The organism is Mycobacterium sp. SMC-15 (assembly GCF_045310925.1).
Lineage (GTDB): Bacteria > Actinomycetota > Actinomycetes > Mycobacteriales > Mycobacteriaceae > Mycobacterium.
The window spans coordinates 30,853-51,438 of the sequence record NZ_JBJIAJ010000002.1 but is presented as its reverse complement, the minus strand read 5'-3'; the positions used below and the strand labels follow the sequence as shown (position 1 = coordinate 51,438).

The following is a 20,586-nucleotide window of genomic DNA, read 5'->3' as shown; positions in this document are numbered from 1 at the left end:
TGACGGGTCCTTTGGTCGCGACGGCAGGTGCTGTGCACCTGCTTAGCATTCGAGACACGGCATGGTCAACAGCGGGCGTTGCGCGCTCAGTCGAATTCGGGATCCTCGTCGCGGGTCCGCTTGAGTTCGAAGAAATGCGGATAGGACGCGAGTGCGACGACGCCGTCCCACACCCGCCCGGCGTCCTCGCCACGTGGAATGCGTGCGAGCACCGGACCGAAGAAGGCGACCCCGTTGACGTGGATGGTCGGGGTTCCGACGTCGGGACCCACCTTGTCCATGCCCGCGTGGTGGCTTGTGCGCAACGCCGCGTCGTAGTCGGTGGACTTCGCCGCGTCCGCGAGATCGACGTCGGCACCCGCTTCGGTCAGCGCCTCCACAACAATCGCGGCCATATCCGTACGGCCTTCGTTGTGAATCCGAGTGCCCATCGCGGTGTACAGCGGTAACAGGATCGCATCGCCGTGCCGCCGCGCGGCGGCCATCAACACCCGCACCGGCCCCCAGCCCCGGGTCAGCAGTTCCACGTACCGCCGAGGGAGGCCCTCTCGACCCTCGTTCAGCACCGCAAGGCTCATGACATGGAACCGGCATTCGATGTCGCGCACCTTCGCCACCTCGAGGATCCAGCGAGAGGTGATCCAGCACCAGGGGCAGAGCGGGTCGAACCAGAAGTCCGCGCGGTCTTTGCTCGCTGCTGCGGTCGCAGTATCGGTCACAGCGCCTCCTTGATTGTGGGGATCGAGCATTTTTGGGCTGCTCGGCCCATTTCCCGATTAGACGCCTGGGACTTCTGGGCTGTCAAGCCCAATCGGCTATTTGGCGAAGGTCTGCACGTGGTCGATTGCCGCATGTAGCGCGTTCTTCAACGGACTGACGTCCCGTTTGACCTGGGTAAGCAGCATCCCGCCCTGAAATGCCGACAGCAGCAGATCGGCCAGTTGCGTAGGGTCCGCCTCGGCGCCGATCCGACCGAGGTCCTGCATGCGCTGGATTCCATCGCGAAAGATGTCGCGCCACTGGTCGAAGGCCCCAGCGAGCGCATCGTGCACGTCGAGGTCGGTCTTGATGATCTCACTGGCGAGGGAGCCGAGGGTGCAGCCGTCCCGATAGGCGCTCTCGTCATTGACGTAGGAATCCGCCCAGTCCCGAAGCGCTTCGAAGGTGTCGAAGCCGGCGAATCGTTCCGCCCGATAGGCCGCCAGAATGCGTTCGGCCTGCCACTCGATCACCGCCAGGACGAGGCTTTCCTTGGTCGGGAAATAGTGGTTGAGCTGCGACCCGCTGACACCGGCGACGCGACGGAGTTGCTCATTGTTCGTGGCGGCGACGCCATGGGCGTAGATGAGCCCGGCGGCGTGCTCGAGGATCCGCGCCCGCGTCGCCTGCCCTTTTTCGGTGAGCTTCCGGGGCTCCGCGGCAGCTGCTGAGACCTTCATGCGCCAAACAATACCGGAATTGGGCTTGACAGCCCACTTCCGAATCCTGTCTACTCCAGAAGTGGGCTAACTAGCCCAAAATTTGATACCGCGTCCCGACCGCCGGGGCTCACTCCCACCTACTGGAGGTTGATCCGCCATGTCACGTCTGACCACTCCCGCTCCCGAAGTGCTGCCCGCTGGAGCACAGACCGTCCTGGACAACGTCGGAAATCAGTTCGGCTTCGTCCCTGGAATGTTCGCGATGCTCGCGTCGAATCCGACCGTCCTCGACGTCGTCATGACGCTGCAAACCGCCTTGAGTCGAGTTCTGGACGCGAAGACGCGCCACACCATTGCGCTCGCGGTGTCCGAGGCAAACGGATGCGACTACTGCCTGGCGATTCATTCGTATGTCTCGTCCGAGCTCGGCGGGATGTCTGGCGACGACATCGAGCTGGCTCGAGCAGGAAGCTCGACCGACCCCAAACGCGCTGCCGTCGCTCGCTTCGCGGCGCGGTTGATCGAGACCCGCGGCAAGGTCAGCGACGCCGAACTCGCAGCGGTGCGAGGCGCCGGGTACAGCGACCCGCAGATCTTGGCGATCGTCACGGTCTCCGTGCAGGCCCTGTTGACCAACTACATCAACAACGTCAACCAGACCGCGGTCGACATTCCGTCGACCAGTCCGGCCGCCACCCCTCGTTGAAACCCATAACCCATTGCAGAGAAAGCGAACTGACATGAACCTCGACGCACTGATGAGCAAGCACCTCACGAGAGCCTTTGACTCCAGCAGAACCATCCCCGCGGACTCCCTGCAACAGCTGCTCAGATTCCTGCGCTCGACGCCCTCGTCGGTGAACGTGCAAGCTAGCCGCTTCTACGTGCTCGCAACGCCGGAAGGCAAAGCGCGGCTCGCGAACAATCTCGGTGAACGCTTCCAGGACAACGGCGACAAGATACTCAATGCGTCGCACACCATCATCTTCACCACCCGGACGGACCTGCCAGACAGCCACCTCGAGCAGGTGTTCGGAAAAGAGAAGGCCGACGGGCGGTTCCCGGACCCGGCAAAGCAGGCGCATTGGGAATCCATGGCCCGCGACTTCCTGCACCTACGCGCCAACGGTTACCGGGATCTCGGCCACTGGATGGAGAAGCAGACCTATCTGGCCCTCGGCATGACCATGATGGCCGCCGCCGAGCTCGGGTTCGATGCCACGCCGCTCGAGGGATTCGATCCCGCCAGCGTCGACAAGGCCTTCAAGATCCGCGAAACCGGATACACGACAACGGTGCTGCTGGCCCTGGGCTACCCCGACCCCGCGAAGGCGTACGGCAATCCGATTTCACGCATCGAGGCCGAACAGCTCTTCACCTTCTTCTGAAGACCCCCACTCATCATCCGAAAAACCAACGAAAGGCCTCCACCATGTCCATCGAATCCAACACGTATGTCACGTCAGCCCTCAATGCAACGCCAGTGGTACGAGCTGCGGGAAACAACATTGCCCGTTACGGTTTGGCGCTCGTGATCGGGTGGATCGGCGTTCTCAAGTTCCACTCCTACGAAGCGCACAACATCGCGCCCCTGGTAGCCAACAGCCCGTTTATGGGTTGGTTCTACGGCATTTTCAGCGTGGAGACGTTCTCGTCGGTTCTTGGTGTCGTAGAGCTGATCACCGCGTTGCTGCTGGCGGTAAAACCGTGGTATCCGAAAATGTCGCTACTGGGAAGCGTGTCGGCTATCACGCTTTTCCTCAGCACCCTGTCATTCATGGTGACGACGCCGGGCGTAGCGGAAGTGTCCGCCGGCGGATTCCCCCTGTTGTCGATGACCGGCCAGTTTCTGGTCAAAGACGTTGCGCTGCTGGCAGTGTCGATTCTGACGCTGGCCGACACCATGGAGGCAATCGCTCGTCGCGCAGCCTCGACGAACAGATGAGATGACCAAGGAGGTCGGGAGCGAATCGATCCGCCTGCCGCAAGCTCGCTCGGTCCATGGCGATTGTGCGGCAGGCGGATCGATTACCGTTCCGGCTATGAATCGGCGTCGTACCCTGACACGGAGGTTCTGATGCGCACCCGCGGTTGGAGCGGGAATGTGCCCGCCAGCGACGAAGAGGCGGTGGCACGGATTCTGCAAGCCACCCGCCAGACCATCGACGAACGCGGCGAGCAGACCAGCATCGCCGACGTCGCACGCACGCTGGGCGTCACCCGGCAGACGGTCTACCGCTATTTCCCCAGCACCGAGGAGCTGCTGACGGCAACCGCCGCCGACGGTGCCGGCGCCTTTCTGGACCAGCTGGCCGAAGCCCTGGCCGGAATGACCGATCCCGGCGAAGCGGTCGCCGAGGGCGTCGCACTCACCCTGGAACGCCTCCCGGTCGACCCCTATCTCGGTCTGCTGCTGCGCACCCAACAGGCCAGCGCCTTTGCCGTGACCGTCACCACCGACACCGGCCGGAGCTTCGGGCACTCCCTGCTCGAACGTCTCGACGTCGACTGGACCGGCTTCGACGATCAGGGCATCGACGACATCATCGAGATGGTGCTGCGCACGCTGCAGTCGTTCATCCTGGCGCCGCCGCCGGCGCCGGGCGAGGAACTACGGCGCCTGCTGCGTCGGTGGATCGCCCCGGCGGTGAGTGCGGCGCGCAGCGCTACGCCGGATCGCGCGTCAGCGAGTACGTGACGCCGGTGAGCGCTTCGGCGACGGTCCACAGCCGCCGCTGGGCGTCGGCGTCACCGGCTCGTCCGGCGGCTCGCACCAACACCGGCGGGCCGATCTGCTCGAAACGCCCGCCCGGGCCGTAGAACTGACCGCCGGTGGCGGCCGGGTCGGTCGCTGCCCGCAACATCGGCAGGGCCCCCTCCGCAGGACCCTGGGTGAACCACCCCGTCACATAGCGAGACCGGCTGTTGAACACCCAGCGCACCGCCCTGGACTGCTCGCGCAGGATTGAGGTGCGGGTGCCACCGGGGTGTGCCGCCAACGCGATCGCCGGGCTGCCGACCGATTCCAGCCGGCGCTGCAGTTCGTAGGTGGCCATCAACTGGGCAAGCTTGGACTGGGTGTAGGCCCTCGCCGGAGTGAACGACGTCGTCAACTGCAGATCGTCGAACGCGATCCGGCCACTGCGGTGGGTCTTGCTGCTCACCGCGATGATCCGTCCCGCCCGGGAGGCGAGTATCCGATCCAGTAGCAGCCCCGTGAGCGCAAACGGCCCAAGGAAGTTCGTGCCGAAATCCCCCTCGAAGCCATCAACCGTCAACTTCCGGGTCTGGTGCATGACACCGGCGTTGTTGACCAGGATGTCGATCACCGGATAGCCGGCCCGCAGCTCGTCCGCGCAAGCCCGCACCGATGCCAGGTCACTGACGTCCAGACGAACCACGTCGACGCGTGCAGCCGGAGCCGACCGGAGAATGTCTTGCCGGGCCGCGGCAGCGGCGTCGGTATTGCGGCAGGCCAGCACGACCGTGGCGCCCAGGATCGCCAGTCCCCGCGCGACTTCGAGGCCGACTCCGGTGTTCGCGCCGGTCACGACGGCTACCCGGCCGGCCTGCGGAGCACCCTGCTCCGGTGACCATCCGGATGCGCTCATCTACCCGCGGCCCGCGGTCGCGAAACGCTGGTCGGTGTAGCGGCGCAGGTTGGCCAGGAAGCGGCGAAAGCCCAGATTCATCAGCGGCCCGCTGATCGGCGAGAACCACCCTGCCGGGCCGGTCAACCGATTGGCCAGGGTCCAGGTGAGCCGGCACCCCGCCGGGGTGGGCTCGATGACGTAATCCTCGACAAACACCGCCAGCGCCGACGTCGAGCTTGCGTTGAAGCGAAATGCCATGTGCCGTGCCGGCTCCCAGGCCAGGAACTCCTCATCGCCGACGATGCCGCCCCGCATGTCGACGACGCGGGTGGTGCCGACGCCGTGCGGCTCGGGGCTGGTCCAGGTGACGTTGGTGATGACACTGGCCCAATGCGGCCAAGCTTCGGCGTCGGCCAGCACCTCCCAGATCTCCTCGGGCGTGACGGCCAGGTCGACACTGTTGCGAAACCGCTGCGGCGCGCGCTCGAGGAAATCGAGGCCGACCTGCTCACACGGGTGCATCCGAGACAACTGCTGATTCCTTTCGGTGATGGCCGACTAGCGCGCTCCGCGCACCAGACGCCCCGGCCGCGCGCCGGTGTCGACTCCGTCGCGCCGGGTGACGGTACCGCTGACGATCGTCGCAACATACCCGCTCGCCCCCTGCAGCAGGCGGCGCCCGCCGGCCGGCAGGTCATAAGCCATCCGAGCCGGGAGCAGGGTCAGCGCATCCATGTCGATCACGTTGATGTCCGCCTTCTTGCCTACCTCGATGACCCCGCGATCGCCCAGGCCGAACAGCTGCGCGGTGTCGCGGCACTGTTTGCGCACCACATACTCCAGTGGCAGCTTGTCACCACGGTGCCGATCGCGCGCCCAATGCGTCAGCAGGTAGGTGGGATAGGAGGCGTCGCAGATCATTCCGCAGTGCGCGCCGCCGTCGGAGAGTCCCAGCACGCCGGCAGGGTGGGTGAGCATCTCGCGGATCGCGTCATGGTTGCCGTCGGCGTAGTTGAAGAACGGCAGCATCAGCATGGCGCCGGCGTCGGCCTCCAACATCAGATCATAGAGCGTTGCCAGCGGATCGTCGCCGCGCGCCGCGGCGATCGCCGCGACCGCACGGTCCGGGGTCGGCTCGTAGTCCGGTGGGTCACCCAGGTCGTAGATGCGGTGCAGGGAATGCTGGACCAGCGCGAACATCGCGTCGAACTGCACAGACGGGTCCACCGGCAGATCGTCTTCGGACAGGATCGCCGCCTTGACCGCCGGTTCGGCAAGCCGCTGCGCGAGCTCGGCGCGGCTGCACTCGGCCTTGAGCCGGCGGTAGGTCGGCCGATGGGTGAACGCGTGATGCCCGGGGAAGCCCAGCAGCATGCCGAACGGTCGCGCGGCGATCTGCGGATAGAGCGCGCTGCCGGCCTGATGGGCAGCCGCGGAGATGTCCAGCTGTTCGCGCCACAGGTTCGGGTCGGCATCGACCTGAATCAATGCGAACGACACCGGCCGGTCGATCTCGGCGCCCAGGCGCTGCATCCATTCGAGCTCTTTCTTGGGCGCAACGATGTCTTCACCGGCCGCCCCCTGCGGCGCCAGCTCGAAGACCGCCTGTCCGCCGGCCGCCATGGCCCGGCCCAGTCCGAACAGTTCGTCTTCGGCGGCGAACGTGCCCGGTACCGGCTCGCCGTCCATGGCCCGGTGCGCCAGTGTGCGTGACGTCGAGAATCCCAGCGCCCCAGCCTCAATGGCTTCCTGCACCAGCCGGCTCATTGCCGCGATGTCATCCGGGGTGGCCGGCTCGTTGCGGGCGCCGCGATCGCCCATGGCGTAGGCACGGATCGCGCCATGCGCGACCTGGCTGCCTACGTCGACGGCGAGACTCTGGCTCTCGAGTTTGTCGAGGTACTCGGGGTAGCTCTCCCACCCCCAGGTAATGCCTTCGGTCAGGGCGGTGCCGGGGATGTCTTCGACGCCCTCCATCAGTTTGATCAGCCACTCCTCGCGGCCCGGCCGAACCGGGGCGAAGCCGACCCCGCAGTTGCCGGTCACCACCGTGGTCACACCGTGACCACTGGAGGGCTCCAGCAGACTGTCCCAGCTGACCTGCCCGTCGTAGTGCGTGTGGATGTCGACGAACCCGGGTGCGACGACCTTGCCGGTGGCATCGATCGTTTCGGCCGCTGCACCCGTCAGCCCCGGATCATCGGCTCCGGTGCGACGCTGCACGGCCACGATCCGTCCGTCCCGGACGCCGACGTCGGCGAGATAGCGATCGGCGCCCGTCCCGTCGACGACGGTGCCACCGGTGATCGTGAGGTCGTACACAGCCGTCTCCTTCGATAGTGGTGTCGGGCGCACCCAAGAACGATGTTGATCAATTTGTACACATCTCGATAATGTGTGCAAGTGCCCGGTGAGAAATCGTCGAAACCGCTCCCCCCGCCGTTGCTCCTGGCCGCCACCGAGACCCTGCGCCATCTCGGTCCCCGGCGCTTCAGCCTCACCGCGGTCGCCGAAACGGCGGGCGTGTCACGCGGCACCGTGCACAACGCCTTTGGAACCCGCGATCACGCCATCGCCGCGGCACTCGACCACCTGTCTGCGGCGTTCATCGAGACCATGGCCGCCGAGGTCAACGAGCTGGACACCCTCGCCGAGCAGGTGGCGGCCGCAGCGGTACTGATTTCCGCGCATCGCCGCAGATCGGCGGCCGAGCCGCGCACCATCAACCAGAGCGTGCTGGTCCTGCTGCTCGAACACGGCGGCGACGACCTGATGCACCGCTCCGTGGCGCTGTGGATGCCGCTGGTCCGCGCCGCGCAACGCCGAGGCGAAGTCGACGACACCCTCGACGCGGGCCGTGCCGGCGAATGGATCGTGCGGATGCTGTTCAGCTTCGAGCTGCTCCCGCCCATGCGGGTAAACCTCGACAATCCCCGCGCCGTGCGCCGCTTCGTCAGCGACCACATCATCGACGGACTGACCGGAGGCCACCGTGACTCACCCTGAACCCTTCCCGCTGCGTGTCCCCGATGCCGAGCTGGATGACCTGCGCCGCCGGCTCGCCAACTCGCGCTGGCCGGCGGAGATCGATGGCGCGGGCTGGGATTACGGCACCGACCAAAGTTTTCTCCGGTCCGTGGTGGAACACTGGCTGCACAACTACGATTGGCGACGCGTCGAGTCCGAGGTCAACGCGCTCGGCTCGTTCGTCACCGAGGCCGCCGGGCAGCGCGTGCACTTCCTGCACGTCCGGTCATCCGAGCCCGGCGCCATCCCCCTGCTGATCACCCACGGCTGGCCCGGCTCGATTGTGGAGTTCCTCGACGCAGTGCCGCTGCTACGGAAGCGATTCCACGTCGTGGTCATCTCGATGCCCGGGTACGGGTTCTCCGGGCCCACCCGTCGGACGGGTGTCGACGTCGCGGCCGTGGCGGCGGCCGCAGACGACGTGATGGGACAGCTGGACTATCACCGTTATGTCGCCCAGGGCGGCGACTGGGGGGCGCTGGTCACCCGCCACCTCGGCGAGCACTACGCGGGCCGCGTCGCGGCCATCCACACCAACATGTGCTTCGCTCCGCCCGATCACGACAACCCCGAACTGATGGCCGCGGTGACACCGGCCGAGCAGGCGGCGATCATCGACTCGGTACAGCGCACCGCCGACGGCACCGCATACCTGAATCAGCAGGCCACTCGCCCCCATTCGCTGGGCTTCGGCCTCGACGATTCACCGATGGGCCTGGCCGGCTGGATTCTGGAGAAGTTCCACGCCTGGTGCGACATTCGAGAGGGCATGCCGATCAGCACCGATCGGCTCATCGACAACCTGATGTTCTACTGGCTGACGGTGACCGGGACGTCGTCAGCTCGGTTGTACTGCGAGTCCGCCCGCGCCGGCAACGGCGCGCTCAGCTCGTGGCAGGGACGCGTCGCCGTGCCGACCGGCTACGCGGTCTACCCGTTTGAGCTGCTGCAGACGCCGCGGGCGTGGACCGCCAACCGCTACAACCTCGTTCACTACAGCGTCGCAGACCGCGGCGGGCACTTCGCCGCCTTCGAACAGCCCGCGATCTTCGCCGCTGACCTGGCGGCCTTCGCCGACGTGCTGCTGCAGCAAGCGGTGTTCTAAGGCCGGCCAGCCGGCGTGGCAGTCGGCCGACGCCGCAGCGGCCGTTGACGCACGATCGTCGGCCACCAGAACCACGGCCCGTAGATCCGCACCAGGGACGGCACGATGAACGACCGCACGATCAGGGTGTCGAGCAGCAGACCGATGCACACCGTGGAGCCGACCTGACCGATGGTGCGCAGATCGCTGGCGAGCATGGCCAGCATGGTGAAGGCGAACACCAGGCCGGCTGAAGTCACCACCCCGCCGGTGCTGCCCAGCGCTCGGATCAGGCCGGTGTTCAACCCGGCCGGAAGTTCCTCTTTGAGGCGCGCGATCAGCAGCAGGTTGTAGTCCGATCCGACGGCCACCAAGATGATGAAGGTCAGCGGCAGGATCAGCCAGTGCAGATGCAGCCCGATCAGGTGCTGCCAGATCAATACCGACAGCCCGAACGCGCCGGCGTAGGAGAATGCCACGGTGCCGGGAATCACCAACGCCGCCACCAGACTTCGGGTGATGACCAGCATGATCAGGAAGATCAATACGAAAGCTGCGATCGCGGCGATCAGCAGATCCGATCGTGAGTACTGCTGAATGTCTTTGTTGTTCGAGCCCGAGCCGCCGATATAGATCTTCGCGCCGGCCAGCGAGGTCTCCTTCAGCGCGATCTTGATGGCGTCGGGGAACTTCTCGACATGCTCGATGCCCTCGGGCCCCATGGCGTTGCCCTCGTGGGTGACGATGAATCTGGCGGCCTTGCCGTCCGGAGACATCATCAGCTGCATGCCGGTCTTGATGTCCTCGTTGTCGAAGGCCGGCCGGGGTATGTAGAAGAAGTCGTCGCTGCGCGAGGCGTCGAAGTCATTCCCGACGTTGATCATGTCGTCGAACGTCTGGTCGGTGTTCTCGGCCTGAATACTGCTGGGGCCGTAGGTGTTCACGATCAGAGACCGCAGAGCGATCTGATCGTCGGCCATGATGTTCAGTTGCGCCACCATCTGCGGCAACAGCGAGTCGACGACCTCCAGCGACGTCACCGCATCCTTGATGTTCTCCGCGAGCTTGTCGACGCTGTCCATCATGTCCCACAGCGACCGGAACGCCCAGCACACCGGGATGTCGTAACAGTGCGGCTCCCAATAGAAGTAGCTGCGGATCGGCCTCATGAAGTCGTCCAGATTGGATAGCTCCTCGTCCATCTGTTCGGTGAGGGACTGCATCTCCTCCATGGTCAGCACCGTGGAGTGCATTTCATCGGCCAGCTTCTGGGTCAACGCGATCGTGGTCTGCAGTACCTCGACTGTGTGCCCCATGATCTGTGCTTGCTTCTCGGTGTTGGCGTTCTGTTCCCGGGTGAACGGCAGCTGCTGGCCGTTGGCGCTGCCCTGCACGGTGAACAGATACGGCAGCGAGGCGTGCTCGAGTGCGCGGCCCATCGGCCGGGTGATGCTCTGCACCATCGCGACACCGGGCAGGCGGATCAGGGCCTTGGCCACCCGGTCCAGCGAGATGAAGTCCGCCGAGTTGCGCATGTCGTGATCTGACTCGACCATCAGCATCTCGGAGAACAGCTTGCTCTTGGCGAAGTGCCGGTCGGCGGCGGCGAAGCCCAGATTGGCGGCGGAGTTGCGCGGTTGATAGGTACGGTCGTCGAAGCTGACCTGATACGTCGGCACGAACACCGCCCCGGCCGCCACCAGCGCGGCACTGGCGGTCAGGATCGGCTTGGGCCAGCGCACCACGCTGGTGGCAATCCGGCGATACAGCCGCGCCTTGACGGTTTGTTTCGGGTCGAACAGCCCGAACAGACTTCCGACGCTCAAGATGGCCGGGCCGAGCGTCAAGGCGCCCACGACGGTCAGCACCATACTGATCGCGACCGCCGGCCCCATGGTGTTGAAGTAGTTCAGCCGCGCGAAGCTCAGGCAGAAGGCCGCACCGGCGATCGTCAGACCGGAGCCGACGATGACGTGCGAAACACCACGGTAGGCGGTGTAGTACGCCTCTTCTCGGCTTTCGCCGTTCAGTCGTGCCTCGTGATAGCGGCCCATCAAGAAGATGCCGTAGTCCGTCCCGGCGCCCAGCGTCAGGGAGACGACCATGTTCACCGCGAACGACGACAGCTGGATGTAGCCGAAGTGCCCGAGGGTCGCGATGACCCCCTTGGCGGCCAGCATCAGGATCAGCACCCCGAACAGCGGCACCAGCATGGTGATGAAAGAGCGGTAGACCAACAGCAACATGAAGATGATCAGGAAGATCGTGGCGATCGTGATGTTGTTCAGGCTCGAATTCGCCGTCGCCACGGTGTCGGCGGCCAGGGGTGCTGCGCCGCTGACGTAGACCTTGAGCCCCGCGGGCGGGTCGGAGGTGGCGACGGTGTGGCGCACGGCGGCAACAGAATCATTGGCCTGCATCTGGCCGATGTCGCCGGCCAGGCGCAGCAGCACGTAGGCGGCCCTGCCGTCGAGGCTCTGGGCGCCGGCGGCGGTGATCGGTTTGCCCCAGGTGTCCATGACGTACTGGACGTGTTCGGTGTCGGCCCGAAGCGTGCGCACCAGCTCGTCGTAGTAGCGGTGGTCCGCGGCGCCCAGCGGGCGGTCGGCCTCCAGCACCAGCATGGTCATGCTGGTCGAGGTGGACTCTTCGAACTTCTCGCCGATCGCGAGCATGGCGGCCTGCGAGGGCGCATAGGTCGGCACCATCGGGCCGGCGAGTTCCTCGGCGACCTTTTCCACCTGTGGCACAAACGTATTCGTGGTCATGGCCAGCAGGCCCCAGCAGACGATGAGCGGTATCGCCAGCAGGCGGACCGTGCGCGCGACGAGGGGCCGTTTGCCGGAATGCTGGCTCATGCGGACTTCACCCGGCAGGTGATGTCTGCATTCGCATGGGTGTTGGTGTGCTCGTCGCGGATCACGTCGTCGACCAGGATCCGGCAGCCCACGAAGTCGCCGCGCACCTGCACCGAGATGCTGCCCGACACCACGGTCAGCATCGTCGTCTCAACATGGGTCCAGGGCAGGGCGTCCAACTCGACGGTGTGGGGATGGGAGTTGATATCGAGGTAAGAGAGCAAGGCGCCGTCGCCGGCGGAGCCGAACACCTCATAGGTGAGCTTCTTCGGGTTGAACTGTTCGGGAGCCTGGGGCGGATTGACGGTCAGCACCGGCCCCGGAGCGGACAGCTGGTGAACCTTCCACATCGACAGCCCGCCCAAGCTCAGCGCGATCACGGCAACCAGCGGCATCCAGGTGCGCGCCAGCATCGACCTGCGCGGCGACCGCGGACTCACTCGGCTTCCCCTTTCGACGCCGCCGGAAGCAGCTTCTTGAGCTTCCTGATCCGCACGATCTGGGCCGTCATGTTCAACGACCCGAGCATCGGGATCACCCCGATGAACGTTCGTTCCGACGGGGTGGCGCCATGGAGTTGTTCCAGACTGCCCAGCACATAAAGACAGCCCAGTGAGAACGTGGCCGCGGGGATGCAGAAGGCCAGCGGCGTACGCAGGTCGGTGACGGCTCGCGTCGCGAACTCCAGCTCGTCCGGTGACATGGGTTGACGCTTGCGGAGTTTGGCCAGCACCGTTCTGCGGGCGCCGATTCCTTCACTGATCGGCAGCGCAGGCCGACTGCGCAGTTGCCGGATGTAGAAGTACAAGCCGGTGGCGAAGGCCAACAGCGCGACGAAGACGATGGCCGCCAGATCGCCGAACAGGTGCCAGTTCGTGCCGAACATATTCCAGTTCATCGCCGACGCCAGCCCCCAATCCGTCGCTTGCAACAGCCAGCGCCCGGGTGGGCCTGGACAGCTGATTAGGGATGCTAAACGTCCCGTAATGAGACGTCAACATCTCATTACGGGACTATGCTGTGGCTATCATGGGAATCGTGAACGAGCAGTCCCAGGAACTCACCGGTGCACAATCCCGCACCCGGGCAGCCATCCTGGACGCGACGGCGTCGGTACTGGCCCGCGACCGCACTGCCACGCTGCCGGAGATCGCCGCGGCCGCTCAGGTCGCCCGCTCCACCCTGCACCGTTACTTCAGCGACCGGGATCGGCTGATCTACGAGACCACTCTGGATTCGATCCGGGTCATCAGCGACATCCTGGCGGCCGCGGCGACCGCTGAGGGTCCGGCGCTCGACGCGATGCGACGCGTGATCACCACACTCGCCCCGGAGGGCGATCGGATCGTGTTCTTGTTCGCCGACCCCGCGGTGCTTCGCGACATCCCGGCCGAGAACCTGCCGAACTCGGCGCCGATCCTCGACCTCATCGTTCGCGGCCAACACGAAGGCGTCTTCGATCCCGACATCAGCGCGGAATGGATTCGGGTGGCACTGTTCGGCCTGTTGGTCAAGGCCTGCAGCGAGGCAGCGCGGGGCACGGTGCCGCGCCACAGCATCGTGCCGACACTCACGCGGATCTTCGAGCGCGGCGTGACACTGGCGCCCTAGCCCCGCCGGCAGGACCAGCGTGTCGATGACATGACGGACGCGCGGACGAACCCCCGGGCGGGGGCGAACGTGGCTAGTCTGGCGGGAAATTACGGGGCGGCTTCGTGAGGTGACTAATGGGCAAGGTCCAACCCGACCTCGGTGAGGTACAAGAAACCCTGCTGATCCCGCTGTACGGACGCGCACGCGACAACGCGGAGAGGCATTCGATACTCCATGACGCGCGCGCCGCGGAGCTGGTGAACGATCTGGACTACGACTTCACGCGTTTTCGTGGCGGTTCGCTGCCGGGCTCGGTTCTGCGCACTGCGATCTTCGACGTCTGGGTCCGCCAGTTTCTGCGCGATCATCCCGCCGGCACCATCATTGAGATCGGCACGGGGCTCAACACCCGCTTCGAACGAGTCGACAACGGCAGTCTGCGCTGGTTCGACCTGGACCTGCCCGACACCATCAAGCTGCGCCGTCGCTACTTCGCCGACACCGACCGTCGCACCATGCTGGCCGGCTCCGTCCTAGACATCGATTGGTTCGACGCCGTGGCCGGCGCCCCGGGGCCCTACCTCTTCGTCGCCGAGGCCGTACTGCTGTACTTCCCCAAAGACCAAACGCGCGGTGCCATTGGCAATCTGGCCAACCGATTCCCGGGATCGCAACTCATCCTCGACACCGGCGGCCGCACGATGATCGAGAACCAGCACCGCAACGGAGCGATGCGAGCGGTGACCGCCCGGATGAAGTGGGTCTGCGACGACCCGCGTGAACTCAACACCTGGGGCATGGAGCTACAGGAAAGCCTCACCATGGCGTCCCCACAGCCTGAATTGGCCGCTTCGCTGCCGTGGCGCTATCGCTACGGCCTGCCGGCGCTGGCACGAATTCTGCCCAAGGTCGTGAACTCCTACCGGTTCAACCTGTTCCGCTTGGGGAACCCGACGTGAGCTCATCCGGCTGACGTTCGGCCATCGACACTTCCCCCGCCGGCCGCGCGATAACCGCAGGTCAAATTGACCTCTAGTGCCGACGCGACGCAACTACTACACTCGGTCGTAGCATCGGCTCCGCAGCTCCGGGAGATCGCCCATGGATGTTGTCGACGTATCGCGGTGGCAGTTCGGAATCACCACCGTCTATCACTTCATATTTGTGCCGCTGACCATAGGTTTGGCCCCATTGGTCGCGGTCATGCAGACGGTGTGGGTGCTCACCGACAACGTCGCCTGGTATCGGCTGACGAAGTTCTTCGGCAAGCTGTTCCTGATCAACTTCGCGCTGGGGGTCGCCACCGGGATCGTGCAGGAATTCCAGTTCGGCATGAACTGGAGCGAGTACTCACGGTTCGTCGGCGACGTATTCGGCGCACCGCTGGCGATGGAGGGACTGGCCGCCTTCTTCTTCGAGTCCACCTTCATCGGGCTGTGGATCTTCGGCTGGAGCCGATTGCCGCGGGTGGTGCACCTGGCGTGCATCTGGGTTGTCGCCATCGCCACCAACGTGTCGGCGTTCTTCATCATCGCCGCCAACTCCTTCATGCAGCACCCGGTCGGCGCTCACTTCAATCCGGAGACCAAGCGCGCCGAATTGGACAGCATCATGGCGCTGTTCACCAACAACACCGCCCAGGCCGCCCTGTCGCACGCGGTTGCCGGCGCGTTCTTGACGGCCGGGACGTTCGTCGCCGCGGTCAGCGCCTGGTGGATGGTCCGGTCCCGTGCCGACGGCGCCCCGCAGACCGCCGGCAGTGACGCGGCCACCCTGTACCGGCCGGCGACCATCCTCGGGAGCCTCGTCGCACTGGTCGCCGCGGTGGGACTGTTCTTTACCGGCGACATACAGGGCAAGCTGATGTTCGTCCAGCAACCGATGAAGATGGCGTCGGCGGAATCGTTGTGCGACACCGCCACCGACCCGAGCTTCTCGGTCTTGACCGTCGGACGGCAGAACAACTGCGACCACCTGACCCGGGTGATCGAGGTGCCCTACGTGCTGCCGTTCCTGGCCGAGGGCCGATTCACCGGCGTTCGGCTCGACGGGGTCCGCGACATCCAGCAGCACTACGAGCAGAAGTTCGGCCCCGGCGACTACCGGCCGAACCTGTTCGTCACGTACTGGTCGTTCCGCGCGATGATCGGCCTGCTGCTGTTGCCGGTGCTGTTCGCGCTTGCCGCGCTGTGGTTGACCCGCCGCGGGGGGATCCCGAACCAGCGCTGGTTCTCCTGGCTGGCCCTGCTGACCATCCCCACCCCGTTCCTGGCCAACAGCGCCGGCTGGGTCTTCACCGAAATGGGCCGCCAGCCTTGGGTTGTCGTCCCCAACCCGACCGGGGACCCGAATGTACGGCTGACCGTCGCCGAGGGCGTGTCGGGAAACAGCGTGGGTGTGGTGGTCACCTCGCTGGTGATGTTCACCCTGGTTTATGCGGTGCTCGCGGTGATCTGGTTCTGGCTGATCAGACGCTACGTGGCCGAGGGACCACTGGAGCACGACGCCGAACCCGCTCCGCCGGCGCCGCCCGGCGAGAACGACGTGGCACCACTGTCGTTCGCCTACTGACGCAGAAGGAGGTCATCGCGATGGACCTACAACAGGTGTGGTTCGTACTGGTCGCGGTGCTGTTTCTCGGATTCTTCGTCTTGGAGGGCTTCGACTTCGGGGTGGGGATGTTGATGGCACCGTTCGGCCGCGTCAGCGCCCCTGATTCAGCGGAGGCGCACCGACGTGCCGCGCTGAACACCATCGGCCCGGTCTGGGACGGCAACGAGGTCTGGTTGATCACCGCCGGCGGCGCGATGTTCGCCGCGTTCCCGGGCTGGTATGCCACGGTGTTCTCGGCGCTGTACCTGCCGCTGCTGGCCATCCTGTTCGGCATGATCGTGCGGGCCGTCGCCATCGAGTGGCGCGGCAAGGTCGACGACCCGAAGTGGCGAGCCTGGGCGGACTTCGGCATCGCCGCCGGTTCCTGGTTGCCGGCGATTCTGTGGGGGGTGGCGTTCGCGGTCCTGGTCCGAGGCCTGCCGGTAGACGCCGACCACCATGTCCGCCTGGCGTTCAGCGACGTGATCAACGCCTACACCCTGTTGGGTGGTCTGGCCACCGGCGGACTGTTCCTGTTCTACGGCGCGGTCTTCACCGCGTTGAAGACCTCCGGGGCGATCCGCGACGACGCGCACCGCTTCGCGATCCGGCTGGCGCTACCGGTGACCGCGCTGGTCGGCGGCTTCGGGGTGTGGACCCAACTCGCCTACGGCACCGGGTGGACGTGGCCGGTACTGGGCGTCGCGGTGGTGGCGCAGGTGGCGGCGGTGGCGCTGGTGTGGCGCCGGGTGTCCGACGGCTGGGCATTCGCCTGCAGCGCCGCCGTCGTCGCGGCGGTGGTCGTATTGTTGTTCGGCGCCCTGTATCCGGCCCTGTTGCCTTCCACTTTGGATCCGCAGTGGAGCCTGACGATCTACAACGCCTCGTCCACCCCGTACACCTTGAAGATCATGACCTGGGCCGCGGTGATCTTCGCCCCGCTGGCGATGGTGTACCAGGGCTGGACGTACTGGGTGTTCCGGCAACGGATCTCAGCGGATCAGATTCCGCCGTCCATCGGGTTGGCGAGGCAGCCGTCCTGAGCGCCCGGGGAGCTCGGGCGCCGCTGGACCCGCGGCTTTGGCAGGCATCGACGGCGGTGCGCCGCTTTCTGCTGGCCATGGTGGGCTGCGGGGTGGTGATCTCGGCCTGCGCAATCGGGTCCGCGATCGTGTTGGCCGACATCGTGTCTCACGTGATCACCGAACCGTCGACACGCAGCATCGCGCACTGGTCACCGCTGCTGGCGGCACTCGCGCTGTTGTGGACGGTGCGCACCCTGGCGCACTGGCTGCAGGCACGCCTGGGCCAGCGCGGAGCCAGCGCGGTGATCGCCGAGCTGAGCGGACAGGTGCTGACCGCGATCACCGCGCGCTCCCCCCGCCGGCTGGCCACCGAACGGGACGCCGCCGCAACCGTCGTCACCCGGGGACTGGACGGACTGCGCCCCTACTTCACCGCCTACCTGCCCGCACTCCTGCTGGCGGCGATCCTGACCCCGGTGACCGTGCTGGTGATCGCCTGCTACGACCGGCGCGCGGCGGTGCTCGTGATGATCACGTTGCCGCTGATCCCGGTGTTCATGGTGCTGATCGGCCTGGCCACCGCGGATCGTTCGGCGGCGGCCCTGGCGGCCATGACAACCTTGCAGGCCCGGCTGCTGGACCTGATCGCCGGCATCCCGACCCTGCGTGCCCTGGGGCGGGCGGCCGGGCCGGAGCGCCGTATCGCCGAACTGTCCGACGCGCAGCGCCGGTCGACGATGGCCACCCTGCGGATCGCGTTCCTGTCGGCGCTGGTGCTCGAGTTGCTGGCCACGCTGAGCGTGGCGGTGGTGGCCGTCAGCATCGGCCTGCGCCTGGTGTTCGGCGAGATGACCTTGACCGCCGGGCTGACGGTGTTGCTGCTGGTGCCCGACGTGTATTGGCCGCTGCGCCGGATCGGGGTGGAGTTTCACGCGGCCCAGGATGGGCGCGCCGCCGCCGAGAAGGCCTTTGCGCTGATCGGTGAACCGGCTCGCCAAGCACCGGGAACCCGCACGGTTGCCGCACGTGGTGCCCGGATTCACCTCGATCGGCTCAGCGTCGCCGGCCGAGACGGCGCCGCGCCGGCCGGCCTGACCGCAGTGATCGAACCCGGCCAGGTCACCGTGCTGACCGGAGCCAACGGCGCCGGCAAGAGCACCACGCTGGCGGCGATCGCCGGCCTCACCGCCTCCGATTCCGGACGCATCACGGTGGCCGGGGTCGACATCGCCGCCCTCGACCAGCCGGCATGGTGGGCCCAATTGTCCTGGCTGCCACAGCGTCCGGCGCTGATCCCGGGCACGGTGGCGGACAACCTCGCATTGTTCGGCGATCTCATCGACACCGATACTGCTTGCGCCGCAGCAGGTTTCGATGACGTGATCGCTGGGCTGCCGGACGGGCTTCACACCAGGCTGGGTCGCGGTGGTGTCGGCTTGTCATTGGGGCAGCGGCAGCGGCTGGGGCTGGCGCGAGCGCTGGGCTCGACAGCGCCGGTGCTGTTGCTCGACGAACCGACAGCCCACCTGGACGCCGCCACCGAACGACGGGTCCTGGCCGAGCTGGTGCGACGCGCGCGCACCGGAGCGACGGTCGTGGTGGTGGGCCACCGAACACCGGTGCTGGCGATCGGCGACCAGGTCGTCACCGTGCACAGCGTGGGAGCCGCAGATCATGCGCCGGCCTGATCCGCTACGGGAGGCCGTCGGGCTGCTGCGCCCGCGCCTGCCCCGGCTGCTGTTGGCCGGCCTGCTCGGGACGTTGTCGCTGTGCAGTGCGCTCGCGTTGGCCGCGATCTCGGCCTGGCTGATCACTCGGGCCTGGCAGATGCCGCCGGTGCTGGACCTGTCGATCGCGGTGGTGGCGGTGCGGGCATTCGCGATCTCGCGCGGCGTACTGCACTACTGCGAGCGGCTGGTGAGTCACGACGCGGCGCTGCGGGCCGCGGGCACCGCCCGCGGACAGCTCTACCGGCGACTGGCCCGTGGCCCGGTGCAGAACGCGGTGCGGTTGCACAGTGGTGAATTGGTGGCGCGGATGGGCGCCGACATCGACGCGCTGGCAGACGTCCTGGTACGTGCCCTGCTGCCGATCGGGGTCGCGGCGGTGCTGGGCATGGTCGCCACCTCGGTGATCGCGGTGATCTCGCCGGCGGCAGCGATGGTCCTGGCGGTCTGCCTGCTGGCTGCGGGTGTGGTGGCGCCGTGGCTGGCCGCGCGGGCCGCCGCGGCGCAGGAACACACGGCCCGCGACCACCTCGCAGAGCGTGACGTCGCAGCCATGGACGCACTCGACCACGCCCCTGAGCTGCGGATCGCCGGGCGGCTTCCCGCCGTCATCGGCGAATCCCAACGCCGCCAGCGGGCGTGGGGCGCAGCCCTGGACGGGGCCGCCGAACCGGCCGCGATCGCCGCTGCGCTGCCCACCGCCGCGATCGGGTTCAGTGTGCTGGGCGCCGTGGTAGCCGGGATCGGGCTGGCCGATGCCGTGGCACCTACCACCGTGGCAATTCTGATGTTGTTGCCGCTGTCCGCGTTCGAGGCGACCACAGCACTGCCGGGCGCCGCCGTCGCCCTGACCCGTGCACGGATCGCGGCGCGGCGGCTGATCGACCTGGCCCCGGATGATCCCGTGACTGCGGACACACCGGCAGTCCTGCGGCCGGATTCGGCCACCACGCCGCCACTGCGCGCCGATCTGCGGTCCGGATATCGACGGGATCAGTCCGTGCGCGTGCAACTTGAGCTGGCGCCCGGGGACCGGCTGGCCATCACCGGCCCCAGCGGAGCCGGCAAGACCACGCTGCTGATGACCCTGGCCGGCCTGCTGGCACCGCTGACCGGTCAGGTTTCCGTCGGCGGGACCGTACTGCAGGAGCTTTCCGAAGCCGACCTGCGATCCGCGATCAGTTTCTTCGCCGAAGACGCACACGTCTTCGCGACCACAGTCCGGGACAATCTGCTGGTGGCGCGGGGCGATTGCCGCGACGACGAGCTGGTCAGCGCATTGAGCCGGGTGGGGCTCGGGCAGTGGCTGGCTGGTCTTCCGGACGGTTTGGCCACCGTGCTGGCCGGCGGCGCCGAAGCACTGTCAGCGGGGCAGCGGCGGCGCCTGTTACTGGCCCGGGCCCTGCTCTCGCCGGCCCGGATCGTGCTGCTCGACGAACCCACCGAGCACCTCGACGCCACCGACGCGGACGACCTGCTGCGGGCCGTCTTGGCCGCGCGCGGGCTGTTCGGAGCCGATCGGACGGTGGTGGTGGCCACCCATCACCTGCCCGGCGACGGCGCAGCGCCCGGCTACGCCGCGCTCGTGATCCCCGCTGAGCCGATGGCGGAGACCCGCTAGGGTGCTTTAGTCGGCTTCCGCAACCAGCCGACAGAACGGTTGAGT

At 66.6% G+C, this 20,586-nt stretch carries 20 protein-coding genes; 12 read left to right on the top strand and 8 right to left on the bottom strand.

Translation table 11 applies throughout. The features are described 5' to 3' along the window. Positions 1-86 precede the first annotated feature (86 nt). Positions 87-749, bottom strand: a complete 663-nt coding sequence (locus ACJH71_RS03340; RefSeq protein WP_406756629.1) for a DsbA family protein — start codon at positions 747-749, stop codon at positions 87-89. Positions 750-815: 66 nt separating this feature from the next. Next, a complete protein-coding gene (locus ACJH71_RS03335) occupies positions 816-1,439 on the bottom strand; it encodes a TetR/AcrR family transcriptional regulator (RefSeq protein ID WP_406756628.1) in 624 nt (207 codons plus the stop codon). A 139-nt stretch (positions 1,440-1,578) separates the two neighbouring features. Here ACJH71_RS03335 and ACJH71_RS03330 point away from each other — a divergent pair, with 139 nt between their 5' ends. From ACJH71_RS03330 to ACJH71_RS03315, 4 genes are all read left to right on the top strand, one after another. Beyond that, positions 1,579-2,127, top strand: a complete 549-nt coding sequence (locus ACJH71_RS03330; RefSeq protein ID WP_406756627.1) for a carboxymuconolactone decarboxylase family protein — start codon at positions 1,579-1,581, stop codon at positions 2,125-2,127. 34 nt (positions 2,128-2,161) lie between these two features. Then, positions 2,162-2,809, top strand: a complete 648-nt coding sequence (locus ACJH71_RS03325) for a nitroreductase family protein (protein ID WP_406756626.1) — start codon at positions 2,162-2,164, stop codon at positions 2,807-2,809. Between the two features lie 44 nt (positions 2,810-2,853). Beyond that, positions 2,854-3,366 carry a YkgB family protein gene (locus ACJH71_RS03320; protein ID WP_406756625.1) on the top strand — a complete coding sequence of 171 codons (513 nt, stop codon included), beginning with the start codon at positions 2,854-2,856 and terminating at the stop codon, positions 3,364-3,366. Between the two features lie 132 nt (positions 3,367-3,498). Next, a complete protein-coding gene (locus tag ACJH71_RS03315) occupies positions 3,499-4,119 on the top strand; it encodes a TetR/AcrR family transcriptional regulator (protein WP_406756624.1) in 621 nt (206 codons plus the stop codon). Here ACJH71_RS03315 and ACJH71_RS03310 read toward each other — a convergent pair. From ACJH71_RS03310 to ACJH71_RS03300, 3 genes are read right to left on the bottom strand one after another with little or no spacing between them, the layout of a single operon-like run. Continuing rightward, positions 4,088-5,032, bottom strand: coding sequence for an oxidoreductase (locus ACJH71_RS03310; RefSeq protein WP_406756623.1), 945 nt, complete (start codon positions 5,030-5,032; stop codon positions 4,088-4,090). The two genes, ACJH71_RS03315 and ACJH71_RS03310, sit on opposite strands and share 32 nt — an antisense overlap. Next, positions 5,033-5,536, bottom strand: a complete 504-nt coding sequence (locus ACJH71_RS03305) for an SRPBCC family protein (RefSeq protein WP_406756906.1) — start codon at positions 5,534-5,536, stop codon at positions 5,033-5,035. A 36-nt stretch (positions 5,537-5,572) separates the two neighbouring features. After that, positions 5,573-7,336, bottom strand: a complete 1,764-nt coding sequence (locus ACJH71_RS03300; protein WP_406756622.1) for an amidohydrolase family protein — start codon at positions 7,334-7,336, stop codon at positions 5,573-5,575. Positions 7,337-7,417: 81 nt separating this feature from the next. Between ACJH71_RS03300 and ACJH71_RS03295 the strand changes: the two genes are divergently transcribed. Further along, positions 7,418-8,020 (top strand): TetR/AcrR family transcriptional regulator, encoded by a 603-nt coding sequence (locus tag ACJH71_RS03295; RefSeq protein WP_406756621.1) that lies wholly within the window; start codon positions 7,418-7,420, stop codon positions 8,018-8,020. Then, positions 8,007-9,146 carry an epoxide hydrolase family protein gene (locus ACJH71_RS03290; protein WP_406756620.1) on the top strand — a complete coding sequence of 380 codons (1,140 nt, stop codon included), beginning with the start codon at positions 8,007-8,009 and terminating at the stop codon, positions 9,144-9,146. The genes ACJH71_RS03295 and ACJH71_RS03290 overlap by 14 nt, the downstream gene beginning before the upstream one ends. Here the strand turns inward: ACJH71_RS03290 and ACJH71_RS03285 are convergent. Genes ACJH71_RS03285 through ACJH71_RS03275 form a run of 3 tightly spaced genes read right to left on the bottom strand, consistent with a single transcriptional unit; the run spans position 9,143 to position 12,881 of the window. Continuing rightward, positions 9,143-11,983, bottom strand: a complete 2,841-nt coding sequence (locus ACJH71_RS03285; protein ID WP_406756619.1) for an RND family transporter — start codon at positions 11,981-11,983, stop codon at positions 9,143-9,145. The genes ACJH71_RS03290 and ACJH71_RS03285 overlap by 4 nt on opposite strands. Then, the gene (locus ACJH71_RS03280; RefSeq protein ID WP_406756618.1) at positions 11,980-12,423 is read right to left on the bottom strand and encodes an MmpS family transport accessory protein; all 444 of its coding nucleotides are present in this window, start codon (positions 12,421-12,423) and stop codon (positions 11,980-11,982) included. Before ACJH71_RS03280 ends, ACJH71_RS03285 begins: the two co-directional genes overlap by 4 nt. Next, complete coding sequence (locus ACJH71_RS03275) at positions 12,420-12,881, bottom strand: hypothetical protein (protein WP_406756905.1); 462 nt, start codon at positions 12,879-12,881, stop codon at positions 12,420-12,422. Before ACJH71_RS03275 ends, ACJH71_RS03280 begins: the two co-directional genes overlap by 4 nt. 140 nt (positions 12,882-13,021) lie before the next feature. Between ACJH71_RS03275 and ACJH71_RS03270 the strand changes: the two genes are divergently transcribed. The 6 genes from ACJH71_RS03270 (at position 13,022) to cydC (ending at position 20,541) form a co-directional block, all read left to right on the top strand. Next, positions 13,022-13,594, top strand: coding sequence for a TetR/AcrR family transcriptional regulator (locus tag ACJH71_RS03270; protein ID WP_406756617.1), 573 nt, complete (start codon positions 13,022-13,024; stop codon positions 13,592-13,594). Between the two features lie 116 nt (positions 13,595-13,710). Next, positions 13,711-14,535 (top strand): class I SAM-dependent methyltransferase, encoded by an 825-nt coding sequence (locus tag ACJH71_RS03265; protein WP_406756616.1) that lies wholly within the window; start codon positions 13,711-13,713, stop codon positions 14,533-14,535. 142 nt (positions 14,536-14,677) lie between these two features. Next, positions 14,678-16,147, top strand: coding sequence for a cytochrome ubiquinol oxidase subunit I (locus ACJH71_RS03260; protein ID WP_406756615.1), 1,470 nt, complete (start codon positions 14,678-14,680; stop codon positions 16,145-16,147). A gap of 20 nt (positions 16,148-16,167) precedes the next feature. Next, complete coding sequence (cydB, locus tag ACJH71_RS03255) at positions 16,168-17,211, top strand: cytochrome d ubiquinol oxidase subunit II (RefSeq protein WP_406756614.1); 1,044 nt, start codon at positions 16,168-16,170, stop codon at positions 17,209-17,211. A 56-nt stretch (positions 17,212-17,267) separates the two neighbouring features. Continuing rightward, on the top strand, positions 17,268-18,881 hold the full coding sequence (gene cydD, locus ACJH71_RS03250) for a thiol reductant ABC exporter subunit CydD (protein ID WP_406756613.1): 1,614 nt from the start codon (positions 17,268-17,270) through the stop codon (positions 18,879-18,881). Then, on the top strand, positions 18,868-20,541 hold the full coding sequence (gene cydC / locus ACJH71_RS03245; RefSeq protein ID WP_406756612.1) for a thiol reductant ABC exporter subunit CydC: 1,674 nt from the start codon (positions 18,868-18,870) through the stop codon (positions 20,539-20,541). Before cydD ends, cydC begins: the two co-directional genes overlap by 14 nt. Positions 20,542-20,586 lie beyond the last annotated feature (45 nt).